The organism is Paraburkholderia caffeinilytica (assembly GCF_051027425.1).
In the GTDB taxonomy this organism is placed as follows: domain Bacteria; phylum Pseudomonadota; class Gammaproteobacteria; order Burkholderiales; family Burkholderiaceae; genus Paraburkholderia; species Paraburkholderia caffeinilytica_A.
Map to the genome: position 1 here is coordinate 3,619,923 of NZ_CP186552.1, position 12,594 is coordinate 3,632,516.

Consider the following 12,594-nt stretch of genomic DNA (forward strand, 5'->3'; position numbering starts at 1 on the left):
GGGCCTCAGGCGCGCACCGGCTTCTTGCCGCTGCGCTTCGCCAGTTTCGCAATCTTGTCTTCGTGCTTCGGCGACGGCCACAGGCCTTCCGAGCGGTACAGCATGATCACGACCATCGCGAGGCCGTACAGCAACTGACGGATCACTTCGGTATCGACGATTTCATGGCCGAAGATCGCGTTCTGCAGCGGGCCCATCGTCGAGCGCAGGAATTCAGGGAACACGGCGAGCAGCACGGCACCGAGAATCACACCCGGGATGTGGCCCATACCGCCCAGCACCACGCACGCCAGCACCACGACCGATTCCCAGAAGGTGAACGATTCCGGCGACACGAAGCCCTGGAACGAACCGAACATCGCGCCCGACAAACCGCCGAACGACGCGCCCATTGCGAATGCCAGCAGCTTCACGTTACGGGTGTTGATGCCCATCGCCTTGGCGGCGATTTCGTCTTCGCGAATGGCAGCCCATGCACGGCCGATACGCGAGTGCTGCAAACGCGTACAGGTCCAGATCACGAACAACGCGCAGAGCACGAACAGGTAGTAGTACGAGTACACCGATGGGAACTGCAAGCCGAACAGCGAGTGAGTCTGCGCGAGACTGAAGCCGCCCACCGACACCGGGTCGATCCCCGTGATCCCCTTCGGGCCGTTGGTGATGTTCACCGGACGGTCGAGGTTGTTCATAAAGATCCGCACGATTTCCCCGAAGCCCAACGTCACGATAGCGAGGTAGTCGCCACGCAGACGCAAGGTCGGTGCACCGAGCAGCACGCCGAAGGTCGCGGCGAGCGCCATGGCGATCGGCACGATGATCCAGATCGGCACATGCAGCCCGTTCGGCGCCAGATGTGCGATCCACTCGAACTGCGTGGTCAGATGCGGTGAGCTCAGCAAAGCGGCAACGTAGGCGCCGATTGCGTAGAACGCGATATAGCCCAAGTCCAGCAGGCCGGCGAAGCCGACCACCACATTGAGGCCCAGCGCGAGCATCACGTACAGCATCGCGAAGTCGAGCACGCGAACCCAGTAGTTGCCGCCGGCCGCGCCGATGATCATCGGTGCCGCGATCACGAAGATCGCGGTGATGATGCCGACGGTCAGCGTCTTCGTCAGGTTCTTTTCAGGGATGAGCGTCGTGGACGGCTCGATCGGTTGAATTGAGGTCATGTCTGTTTACTCCTTATGGCCCGGGATCAAGCGCGATCCGCAACACGTTCGCCGAGCAGGCCCGACGGACGGAACACCAGCACGATGATCAGCACGATGAACGCGAACACGTCCTGATAGTTACTGCCGAACACACCGCCCGTGAGGTTGCCGATATAGCCCGCCCCCAACTGTTCGATCAGGCCGAGCAGCACGCCGCCCACCATCGCCCCGCCGAGATTGCCGATCCCGCCCAGCACCGCCGCGGTAAAGGCCTTCAGACCTGGGATGAAGCCCATATAGAAGTGTGCGTTACCGTATTCGGACGCAATCATCACACCGGCCAGAGCGGCAAGCGCCGAGCCGATCATGAAGGTCGCCGAAATCACGAAGTTCGGGTTCACGCCCATCAGGCTGGCGACGCCCGGGTTCTCGGCGATCGCACGCATCGCGCGGCCCAGCTTGGTCTTGTGGACCAGCAGCAGCAGGCCGCCCATCACGAGGAACGCCACCACGATGATCACGATTTCGGTCATCGAGATCACGGCGCCAGGCGTCGTGTCGGTGGCCTTGATCACGTTGATCGGGTCAGTGGGCAACAGCTGCGGGAACGGCAGCGGGTTGCGCGACCAGATCATCATCGCGAGAGTTTGCAGCAGGATCGACACGCCGATCGCGGTGATCAGCGGAGCGAGACGCGGCGCTTTACGCAACGGCCGGTAGGCCACCCGCTCGATCGTGTAGCCGACCAGCGAGCAAACCACTGCCGCGATGATCAACGCGATGATGAGCGTCGGCACATTGCCGAGGCCGGGGAAGTGGTTCTGAAGCACGCCTATGGCTGAGAGCGCAACCATCGCGCCCACCATCAACACATCGCCGTGCGCGAAGTTGATGATGCCCAAGATGCCGTAAACCATCGTATAGCCCAGTGCGATGATGGCGTAAACGCTGCCAAGCACCAGCCCGTTGAGGACCTGCTGGATGAAGATATCCATTTAATGCTCCTTAGCCCGTGCGACTGGATTCGCGTTCTTCATCAGCCGGTGGGCGGTGATGCGGTACGCCAATCTCAACGGCACTGCGGGTACTGATGTAAAAGACCGGTAAGGGTTATCCGCTACCCGGTTCGTCTTACGACTGTGATGCAGCCGCTGACTTACCGGTGGCGGATGCAAAAACGGCACCGTTGGGTGGTTTCGGTGCCGTCAGGCTGAACATCCCGTCATCACATCTTCACGACGTCGAGGACCGCTTTCTTGCCGTCCTTGAAGTCGTAAAGCGTAATGGCGCCCTCTTTCAAATCACCCTTGTCGTCGAACGCGATGTGGCCGATTACCCCGTTGTAATCGGTGGACGGCATCGCAGCCAGCACCTTGGGCGCCTCGATCGAATTAGCGCGCTTCATTGCATCGACAATCACGTACACAGCGTCATACGTGAACGGCGCGTAAATCTGCACCGGTGTGTGGAAGCGGTCGACGTACTTCTTCTCGAAGTCCGCTCCCTTGTCCATTTTCGAAAGCGCGAGTCCCGCCTCCGAACAGACCAGGTTTTGCACGGCGGTTCCCGCCAGCTCACCCACCTTGTCGGTACACACACCGTCGCCGCCAAGGATTTTTGCCCTGATACCGAGCGCCGCCGCCTGTTTGGTAAACGGCCCGCCCGTCGCATCCATTCCGCCGAACATGATCACGTCCGGCTGAACACTCCTGATCTTTCTAAGGACGGCCTGAAACTCCGTGGCCCTGTCATTCGTGGCTTCGCGCGCGACGATCTTCGCCCCGCCCGCCTGTGCTGCTTTCGCGAACTCGTCGGCGAGTCCCTTGCCGTAGACAGTCGAGTCGTCGACGATCGCGATGCGTTTCGCGCCGAGCACTTTCGTCGCGTAATTGGCAAGCGCCGGACCCTGCTCGGCATCGGTCGCGACCACCCGATAAGTCGTCTTGAAACCTTGCTGTGTGTACCCCGGATTCGTCGACGATGGCGAGATCTGCACGATCCCGGCATCGCTATAGATCTTCGAGGCCGGAATCGAGACACCCGAATTCAGGTGACCGATCACGGCGACGACGTGATCGTCGACGAATTTCTCCGCGACCGCCGTTCCCGTTTTCGGGTCCGCGGCATCATCCTGCGCATCAAGCTCCAACTGGATCTTGTGGCCGTCGATCGTCAAACCCTGCGTGTTGATTTCGTCGACCGCCAGCTGCGCGCCGTTTTCGTTGTCCTTGCCGAGATGCGCGATGCTGCCCGTTAATGGGGCCGCATGACCGATTTTCACGACAGTCGCTTCGCTCGCCGGGGCCGCCGCTGCCGTGGCAGCCGATGCACTTGCTCCCGCCTCGCTTTCCTGCTTCTTGCCGCACGCGGTCAACATCGCAACCGCAGCCACGATGGACACGGCGTAAGCAAACTTGACTCGCATTAAGTAGGTCTCCTGCGCCTTGCAAAATCTATTGTTCGGGACCCGGAGGCCTTGAGAACGCGCGCATTGTAACTCCAATTATGCGACGGGCAATATTGTTGAAACGGTGGGGTTTTCCTGCATTGCAACCTTATTTTGAGAGAGAAATTCCACGAAAGGCGCAACCCGGTTGCGACTGTTTTTCGTGCATCAGTTGCACCAGCGTTGCACCCAATGGCATCAAGTGTTGCGGCGATATGGCCCGATCCCTGATTGCACCGTGCTTCGCGTTAAGTATTACGTTTCTATTCATATCAAGGAGCGCGCACTATTTTAGTGCGTCAAAAATCGGCGCGGCACGTTTGTCACGTTTTAAACGGGGCCGCATCACTGGGAAACTGATTAAAAGCCAAATCACAATTCAAAGGAATTTGTATGGGAGAGCACAAAAAACCTCTCCTTCCGATGATCTGGCACTTTATTAAGGAGACGCTTATAGTTTGGCGGGCGTAAAAAAAGCGCGCCCTTGGGCGCGCCTTCCTTTCAAAAACGTCGGCTGATTGTCAGGTGGGCAGGCCCAATCCGCGCGGCAACGGAAACGCGATGTTTTCCTCGATGCCTTCAAGCGCACGCACGTTGCGCACGCCGAGCTCACGCAACCGGCCGATTACCGCTTGCGCCAGCGCTTCCGGCGCCGAAGCGCCCGCCGTCACACCGATCCGGCGCTTGCCTTCGACCCAGACCGGGTCGATCTGATCCGGCGAGTCCACCATATAGGAAGGCACGCCGAGCTTTTCGGCCAGTTCGCGCAGCCGGTTCGAGTTCGAACTATTCGGGCTGCCGACCACGATCACGACGTCGCATTGCGGCGTCATGAATTTGACCGCGTCCTGGCGGTTTTGCGTGGCGTAGCAGATGTCCTGCTTTTTCGGCTCGCGGATCGCCGGATATTTTGCCTTCAGGGCGCCGATGATCTCGGCTGCGTCGTCGACCGACAGGGTGGTTTGCGTCACGAACGCGATCCGTTCGGGATCGGCCAGTTGCAGGGCCTGCACGTCCTTGATGTCTTCCACCAGATGCATGCCTTCGCCCGCCTGCCCCATCGTGCCCTCGACTTCAGGGTGGCCCTTGTGGCCGATCATCACGATGTCGAAGCCGTCCTGGCGCATCTTTGCGACTTCGATATGGACCTTGGTGACGAGCGGACAGGTCGCGTCGTACACCCGCAGACCACGCGACTCAGCTTCCGAGCGCACCGCTTTCGACACGCCATGCGCGCTGAAAATGACCGTATTGCCGGCCGGCACTTCTTCCAGCTGCTCGATGAAAATCGCGCCTTTTTTGCGCAAATCCTCGACGACATAGGCGTTATGGACGATTTCGTGGCGCACGTAGATCGGCGAGCCGTGCAGCTTGATGGCCCGTTCGACGATTTCGATGGCTCGATCGACGCCGGCACAGAACCCGCGTGGCTGCGCCAGCAGGATCTCGGCTTCGGCAAGAGTCGTATCCGTGATGCTCATGTTTACAGAATCCCGATGATTTTCACTTCAAACGCCAGCGCCTGGCCGGCAAGCGGATGGTTGAAATCGAACAATGCAGACGTTTCGCCGACTTCCTTCAGGACGCCGGCGTAACGGCCGCCACCCGGTGCGTTGAATTCGATCAGATCACCCGGCGAAAAATCCTCGCCGATCATGCTGTTTTCGCGCAGCGTGGCCAGCGAGACCCGCTGGATCAACTCCGGATTGCGCGGACCGAACGCCTGACCCGGCGTTAGCTGAAAGGTCGAATGGTGGCCCACCTTCAAACCCAGCAGAATATCTTCCAGCGGCGGCGCCAGTTGGCCCGCGCCGAGCAGCAGCGTGGCAGGCCTGTCGGTAAACGTATTGATGACTTCAGCGCCATCGGCAAGAGAAAGCCGGTAGTGAAGCGTGACGTGTGAACCGGGCTTCACTTCGGAAATGTCGATGATGCTCATGCAATGCTCGCTCAGTCGAAGCGCGCTGCACGCGTGCGCCGCAGGCGCAGTTGACGCCGCAGTTGACGCGTGTGGCAAACCTTCGGTATGCCGTGCGCAAAGTGACTATTGTAAGCCACATAGCGGGCGGCGGCTTGGGTCCGTCGCGCGCATCGCGGCACAGCCAGGCACCGCGCGCCGCCCCAAACCCGAACTGGAGGACCCGTATCTATATGGCCGACTATGCCTGCACGAAAGACGAAGCGACACTCGAAGCGCCCTTGCCCGAGTCTGCAGCGCCCGCCGCCACGGCACCCGCCCGGGCGTTGCCGCGCACTTGCGTCGCAGTTGGCAATGCCGTCGCCGGCAATAGCGTTAGCACCGCCGGCGCCACCGCAAGCGCCTGCGCGCCCCCAGCCCGACAGCTCATACGAGGCAAATGGCATAAGAACGACATGCCGCGCGAACGCCTGATCGAGGACGGACCCGGCGTGCTCTCGGATACCGAAATGATCGTGCTGGTACTCGGCTCCGGCCTGCCCGGCCACGATGTGTTCGACGTCGCGCGCACCCTGCTCGACCGGTTCGGCTCGATGCGGGCAATGCTTGACGCAACCTATTCGGATTTCGACGGCCTGCGCGGCATCGGCCCGGCAAAAAAGGCGCAGCTGCTCGCCATCATGGAGATGGCGCGGCGCTCGCTGGTCGATAAAATGCGCGGCCGTTCGCTGATGAATTCGCCCGAAGCCGTGCAGGACTATCTGCGTCTGCGCATAGGCGGCAGGACGCAAGAGGTCTTCGTGTCGCTCTTTCTCGACGCCCGGCATCGGTTGATCCGCTGCGAGGAAAGCGCGCGCGGCACACTGACACGCATGGCGGTGTATCCTCGCGAGATCGTGCGGCGGGCGCTGAGTCTGAATGCCGCCAGCCTGATCGTCGCGCATAATCACCCTTCCGGCGCCGTCCAGCCGAGCGCAAGCGACTGCCGGCTGACGCATACGCTGCGCGACGCCCTTGCGCTGATCGACGTGCAACTGATCGATCATCTGGTGATTGGCGCAGATCGCACGTACTCGTTTGCCCGCGCCGGCTGGCCGTGACACAGCGCGAACCAGGGTCGCCGCAACGCTGCGCCGTCTTCGGCATCGCAAATAAGGTTTGATTTTGCGGCTTTTTTTCCGCTATAATTCCGGTTTGCCTATTTCCAACCCCCTGTTCCGAAGCCACCAAGGCGTTCCGGAAAGGAAAAGCGTCTGAAGTTCCAGAAACTTTAAGCGCAGCTCTTTTCGGGAAACTTTCACGGCGTTCGAACTCAGAATTAGCGTATTAGGAGTGCTCTCATGGCACGCGTATGCCAAGTAACTGGGAAAGCGCCGATGAGCGGCAACAACGTTTCCCACGCGAACAACAAAACCAAGCGCCGGTTCCTGCCGAACCTGCAAAACCGCCGTATTTGGGTGGAAAGCGAAAACCGTTGGGTGCGTCTGCGCGTTTCGAACGCCGGCCTGCGCCTGATCGACAAGAACGGTATCGACGCTGTGCTCGCAGATCTGCGCGCACGCGGTGAAGCCTAAGGAGTAAATCATGGCGAAAGGCGCACGCGACAAGATCAAGTTGGAATCGACCGCAGGCACGGGTCACTTCTACACGACGACGAAGAACAAACGCAACATGCCGGAAAAGATGCTGATCAAGAAGTTTGATCCGGTCGTCCGTAAGCACGTTGACTACAAGGAAACCAAGATTAAGTAAATCTTGGCTCCTGCCTGACGAAGGCAAAAGCATTTGCAAAAAAGCCTCGCATTCATGCGAGGCTTTTTTGTTTTCCGCGCCCCAAGATCGCTCTGGTTGGTCTGCCGTTTAGCCTGCCGTTTGCCCATCAGAACAGTCTTATCCCATTCGGCCAGCTTTCCCTCATTCGTCGCGACGCGTATCCTTTCTCGTTTTAGCGGCATGCACACAGCATGCCGCCACGGCAAAAACGAAAGACGGAGATGCAGGCGATGGAATTCGATGTAGCGATTGTCGGTAGCGGTCTGGCTGGTTTGAGCGTCGCGCTCAATCTCGCGGAGACCCGGCGGGTTGCGGTGGTCGCCAAGCGATCGATGACCGAAGGTGCGAGCGATTGGGCGCAAGGCGGGATCGCCGCCGTACTGGATTCGGCGGACAGCATCGAAAACCATGTGCGTGACACACTGATCGCTGGCGGCGGGCTGTGCGACGAGGCGGCAACGCGCTTTATCGTCGAACACGGGCGTGCCGCGATCGAATGGCTGATTGACCAAGGCGTGCCGTTCACCAAAGACGACGCCGCGGAACTCGGTTTTCATCTGACACGCGAAGGCGGCCATAGCCATCGCCGGATCATTCATGCTGCGGATGCAACGGGCCATGCCGTGGTCGCTACGCTCAGCGAGCGTGTACGCCATCATCCGAACATCACCCTGCTCGAAGACCACTACGCGATCGATCTGATCACGTCCGACCGCCTCGGCCTGCCTGGCCGTCGCTGCCACGGCCTGTATGCACTCGATCTGCAAAGCGGCCGCACCGTCACAATCGAGGCGCCGCATACCGTGCTCGCCACCGGCGGCGCCGGCAAGGTCTATCTGTACACCACCAATCCCGACACCGCGACCGGTGACGGTATTGCGATGGCCTGGCGCGCGGGCTGCCGCGTGTCGAACATGGAATTCATCCAGTTCCATCCGACCTGCCTGTTCCATCCGTATGCGAAGTCGTTCCTGATCTCGGAAGCGGTGCGCGGTGAAGGCGGCCTTCTGAAGCTGCCGGACGGCACACGCTTCATGCCGAATCACGACGAACGCGCCGAACTCGCGCCACGCGACATCGTCGCGCGTGCAATCGACTTCGAGATCAAGAAACGCGGTATCGATTGCGTGTATCTCGACATCAGCCATCAGTCGCCTGAATTTCTGCGCGAACACTTCCCGACAATCCTGGCCCGCTGCCTCGAATTCGGCATCGACATCACCAAAGAGCCGATCCCGGTTGTGCCTGCCGCGCACTACACATGCGGCGGCGTCGTAACCGATCTGGCAGGCCGGACCGACCTCGCGGGCCTCTATGCGGTGGGTGAAACGTCATGCACAGGCCTGCACGGTGCGAACCGGCTTGCCAGCAACTCCTTGCTCGAATGCCTTGTGATCGGACGCTCCGCTGCGCAGGCCATCGAAGATGAAGGTTTCAGCGCCGTTGTCCACGCACCGCTGCCGGACTGGGACGAGAGCCGTGTGTCCGATCCGGACGAAGAAGTCGTGGTCGCGCACAATTGGGATGAGCTGCGCCGCTTGATGTGGAACTACGTCGGCATTGTGCGTACGGACAAGCGACTCGCGCGAGCCAAGCATCGGCTTGCCCTGCTCCGTGACGAGATTCACGAGTATTACGCGAATTTCAAGGTGAGCCGCGATTTGCTCGAACTGCGCAATCTGGTCGACGTGGCGTCGCTGATCGTCGAAGGCGCGCGCTCACGGCGTGAAAGCCGCGGCCTGCACTTCAGCCGCGATTGGCCGACTACCTTGCCTAAGGCACTGCCGACAGTGTTGTCGCCGGAGCATGTGCGTAACCGCAACGTGTGATCCCCTGAAACTGAAATGAAAAGGCCATCGCCGGTTTCCCGGCGATGGCCTTTTCACTGATTGCCCAACCTTAAGCTTGAGCGCACGCGGCTCAGACGATCCGCATCGAGTAATCCGTCGCCCGAACATCTTTGGTCAGCGCACCGATCGACACGCGATCGACGCCCGTTTCCGCGATGGTCCGCACCGTCTCGAAGTTCACGCCACCGGACACTTCCAGCACCGCCCGCCCTGCCGTGATACGAACTGCGTCGCGCATCGCATCGAACGAAAAGTTGTCCAGCAGAATGGATTGCGCGCGATGCGCCAGCGCGGTTTCCAATTGCTCCAGCGTTTCGACTTCGATCTGGATCGACACGCCCGCATTCAGCGCGAGTGCCGCATCCATTGCCGCGCCGACGCCGCCCGCTGCCGCGATATGGTTTTCCTTGATCAGAATGCCGTCGTACAAAGCGAGCCGCTGATTCGCCCCGCCGCCCACGCGCACTGCGTATTTTTGCGCGAGCCGCAAACCCGGCAAGGTCTTGCGCGTATCGAGGATGCGCGTTTGGGTGTGAGCAATAGCGTCGACATAGCGGCGCGTTGCGCTCGCCACGCCCGACAGCAGCTGCAGGAAATTCAGCGCATTGCGTTCAGCGGTCAACAACGCACGGACCGGCCCGCGCAGCTCGCAAACCGGCGTATCCATGGTCATCCGGTCGCCCTCGCGATAACGCCACTGCACGTCGATACGAGGATCGACCTGGCGCATCACCGCGTTGAACCACGGCACGCCGCACAGCACGGCATCTTCGCGCACGATGATGCGTGCATCGCGCACGTCGTCTGCGGGGACAAGGCGGCCAGTCTGATCGCCTGCGCCAATATCTTCGGCCAGCGCATCGGCAACGTTGCGCGCCAACGCGGCATCGAACGCGGCGCCGTACTGCGCATGAATCTCCGCGAACAGCGGCGAGACCGCCTCGACCCGATTGCGTTCCACCGCTCCCATTACGCTGCTCCCACGTTCGAATACAGTTGCGTGTCGCGCGCAAGATCGCCGCTGGCTTGCACGCGCGTCTTGTGACGCGCCGCGAAGTCGAGCATCCGGTCGATCGGCAGACGCGCCCGCTCGCCGATCGCTCGATCGACGAAAATTTCGTTGTGGCCGCGCTCGAGCACTTCGGCCAGATTGGCGAGGCCGTTCATCGCCATCCACGGGCAATGCGCGCAGCTCTTGCAGGTCGCGCTGTTGCCGGCCGTGGGCGCGGCGATCAGGGTCTTGCCGGGCGCGGCGAGTTGCATCTTGTGCAGAATGCCGAGATCGGTCGCCACGATGAAATGCGTCGCGTCGAGTTTTTGCGCTGCGTCGATCAACTGGGTGGTCGAACCCACCACGTCCGCTTGCGCGACAACGTTAGCCGGCGACTCCGGATGCACCAGCACTTTCGCGCCCGGATATTCAGCGCGCAGCAGATCGAGTTCAATGCCTTTGAATTCGTCGTGCACGAGACACGAGCCCTGCCACAGCAGCATGTCAGCGCCGGTCTTGCTCTGGATATAGCTGCCGAGGTGCCGATCCGGCGCCCAGATAATCTTTTCGCCGCGTGCGTGCAGATCGGCAACGATTTCCAGCCCGATCGACGACGTCACCATCCAGTCCGCACGCGCCTTGACGGCCGCGCTGGTGTTCGCGTACACAACCACCGTGCGATCCGGGTGAGCGTCACAGAAAGCCGAGAATTCATCGACAGGACAACCCAGATCGAGCGAACAGGTTGCATCGAGATCGGGCATCAGAATGCGCTTGTCCGGGCTGAGTATTTTCGCGGTCTCGCCCATGAAGCGCACGCCCGCCACCACCAGCGTTTGTGCCTCGTGATCGCGGCCAAAGCGCGCCATCTCCAGCGAGTCAGCCACGCAGCCGCCGGTTTCGTCGGCGAGCTCCTGCAATTCCGCGTCGACGTAGTAATGCGCGACGAGCACCGCTTTCTCGCGCTTAAGCAATGCGCGGATGCGCTCCTTCAGCGCCACCTTCTGTTCCGCCGACGGCATGTCGGGCACCTTCGCCCACGCCTGCCCGATCCCGCAGGCCGTGCCCTGCGCCTGTGGCCGGTCGTATTCGACGGTCCTGATCGCCTGCTGATCCATGATCTCCTCTGCCCTCGCTCTGCCGCTGCGGACTGTCAATCGTGTGCCGTTGACATATCCGCCGCCCAAAAAGCAAAACCCCGCCAACGCGGGGTTTTGTGACGTAACGAAATTTTAAAGGATTTCGCGTTCAGGCATGCGATCAAGCATAACGGCGCAGACGCATCGCGAATTCTTGCAGCGCTTTAATACCGCTCTGCTCAGCGCGATGACACCAGTCTTGCAACTGAATCAGCAATTGATCGCGCGACGCATTCGAGCGCTCCCACATCGCTGCCAGTTCGTTGCGCATGTCGATATAGGTCTTGAGCTTCTGGCTGTTCGCGAAGATCTGCGGCAACTGGCGCTTCTGCGGCTCGTCGAGACCTGCTTCTTCCTTGTGGAACCAGCTACGCGCACCGCGCATCACCTGGTACTTCTCGCGCGCGCCGACTTCCTTCAGATGAGCCAGCTCCTGGCGGTAAGCGCGCTTGAGCGCCTTACCGTAACGCGCCATCACTTCGTAGCGATTCGCCAGCACGGCTTGCAGCGTATCCTGATCGAGAACCAGCTTGCCCGAGGTCAGACGCGGCGTAGGCGCGACCTTCTTCACCTTGGCCAGACGAAACGCCGACATGATGCGGATGTACATCCAGCCGATATCGAACTCGTACCACTTGTTCGACAGCTTGGCCGACGTCGCATACGTGTGGTGATTGTTATGCAACTCTTCACCGCCGATGATGATGCCCCACGGGAAGATGTTGGTGCTGGCATCCGACGAGTTGAAATTGCGGTAGCCCCACCAGTGCGCAAGGCCGTTGACCACGCCGGCTGCCCAGAACGGAATCCACACCATCTGCACAGCCCAGATGGTCAAACCGACGACGCCGAACAGCGCGACGTTCAGCACCATCATCAGGCTCACGCCGAGGATCGGGTACCTGGTGTAGACGTTGTGTTCCATCCAGTCGTTCGGCGTGCCGTGACTGAATTTGCGCATCGTTTCTTCATTCTTGGCTTCGGAACGGTACAGTTCCGCGCCTTCGAGCAACACCTTCCAGATGCCGCGCGTTTGCGGGCTGTGCGGATCTTCTTCGGTCTCGCACTTGGCGTGGTGCTTACGATGGATCGCGGCCCATTGGCCGGTCAGCATGCCGGTGGTCATCCACAGCCAGAAGCGGAAAAAATGACTGACGATCGGATGCAGCTCCAGTGCGCGGTGCGCCTGGCAGCGATGCAGATAAACCGTCACGCCGATGATCGTGATGTGCGTCGCGATCAGGGTGTACAGCACAAGTTGCCACCACGAGAAGTGGAGCAAGCCGTGGGCAAGGAAATCAAGCAAGGAATTCAACAAGG

General features: G+C 60.5%; 12 protein-coding genes. 4 read left to right on the top strand and 8 right to left on the bottom strand.

Annotated features, from left to right (window positions below):
- Positions 1-5 precede the first annotated feature (5 nt).
- The 5 genes from ACOSV0_RS16020 to ACOSV0_RS16040 form a co-directional block, all read right to left on the bottom strand.
- Entirely contained in the window at positions 6-1,175 is a 1,170-nt protein-coding gene (locus tag ACOSV0_RS16020; RefSeq protein WP_434107120.1) for an ABC transporter permease subunit, read from the bottom strand.
- Positions 1,176-1,201: 26 nt separating this feature from the next.
- The gene (locus ACOSV0_RS16025) at positions 1,202-2,152 is read right to left on the bottom strand and encodes a branched-chain amino acid ABC transporter permease (RefSeq protein ID WP_074282431.1); all 951 of its coding nucleotides are present in this window, start codon (positions 2,150-2,152) and stop codon (positions 1,202-1,204) included.
- Positions 2,153-2,382: 230 nt separating this feature from the next.
- The gene (locus ACOSV0_RS16030; RefSeq protein ID WP_434107121.1) at positions 2,383-3,582 is read right to left on the bottom strand and encodes a branched-chain amino acid ABC transporter substrate-binding protein; all 1,200 of its coding nucleotides are present in this window, start codon (positions 3,580-3,582) and stop codon (positions 2,383-2,385) included.
- 542 nt (positions 3,583-4,124) lie between these two features.
- Entirely contained in the window at positions 4,125-5,084 is a 960-nt protein-coding gene (gene ispH / locus ACOSV0_RS16035) for a 4-hydroxy-3-methylbut-2-enyl diphosphate reductase (RefSeq protein WP_434107122.1), read from the bottom strand.
- Between the two features lie 2 nt (positions 5,085-5,086).
- A complete protein-coding gene (locus ACOSV0_RS16040; protein WP_434107123.1) occupies positions 5,087-5,542 on the bottom strand; it encodes an FKBP-type peptidyl-prolyl cis-trans isomerase in 456 nt (151 codons plus the stop codon).
- A gap of 212 nt (positions 5,543-5,754) precedes the next feature.
- Between ACOSV0_RS16040 and radC the strand changes: the two genes are divergently transcribed.
- From radC to nadB, 4 genes are all read left to right on the top strand, one after another.
- Positions 5,755-6,621, top strand: coding sequence for a RadC family protein (radC, locus tag ACOSV0_RS16045; RefSeq protein ID WP_434107124.1), 867 nt, complete (start codon positions 5,755-5,757; stop codon positions 6,619-6,621).
- A 240-nt stretch (positions 6,622-6,861) separates the two neighbouring features.
- On the top strand, positions 6,862-7,095 hold the full coding sequence (rpmB, locus tag ACOSV0_RS16050) for a 50S ribosomal protein L28 (protein WP_007180631.1): 234 nt from the start codon (positions 6,862-6,864) through the stop codon (positions 7,093-7,095).
- Positions 7,096-7,105: 10 nt separating this feature from the next.
- Positions 7,106-7,273 carry a 50S ribosomal protein L33 gene (gene rpmG / locus ACOSV0_RS16055; protein WP_006050116.1) on the top strand — a complete coding sequence of 56 codons (168 nt, stop codon included), beginning with the start codon at positions 7,106-7,108 and terminating at the stop codon, positions 7,271-7,273.
- A 251-nt stretch (positions 7,274-7,524) separates the two neighbouring features.
- Positions 7,525-9,123, top strand: a complete 1,599-nt coding sequence (gene nadB / locus ACOSV0_RS16060) for an L-aspartate oxidase (protein WP_434107125.1) — start codon at positions 7,525-7,527, stop codon at positions 9,121-9,123.
- A 91-nt stretch (positions 9,124-9,214) separates the two neighbouring features.
- On the opposite strand, the gene nadC is transcribed toward nadB, so the two are convergent.
- The 3 genes from nadC to ACOSV0_RS16075 all read right to left on the bottom strand — a co-directional run bounded on the left by nadC (position 9,215) and on the right by ACOSV0_RS16075 (position 12,592).
- Positions 9,215-10,114, bottom strand: coding sequence for a carboxylating nicotinate-nucleotide diphosphorylase (gene nadC, locus ACOSV0_RS16065; RefSeq protein WP_434107126.1), 900 nt, complete (start codon positions 10,112-10,114; stop codon positions 9,215-9,217).
- Positions 10,114-11,253 carry a quinolinate synthase NadA gene (gene nadA / locus ACOSV0_RS16070; RefSeq protein WP_434107127.1) on the bottom strand — a complete coding sequence of 380 codons (1,140 nt, stop codon included), beginning with the start codon at positions 11,251-11,253 and terminating at the stop codon, positions 10,114-10,116. Before nadA ends, nadC begins: the two co-directional genes overlap by 1 nt.
- Before the next feature lie 142 nt (positions 11,254-11,395).
- Positions 11,396-12,592 carry a DesA family fatty acid desaturase gene (locus ACOSV0_RS16075; RefSeq protein ID WP_434107128.1) on the bottom strand — a complete coding sequence of 399 codons (1,197 nt, stop codon included), beginning with the start codon at positions 12,590-12,592 and terminating at the stop codon, positions 11,396-11,398.
- Positions 12,593-12,594: the final 2 nt, after the last annotated feature.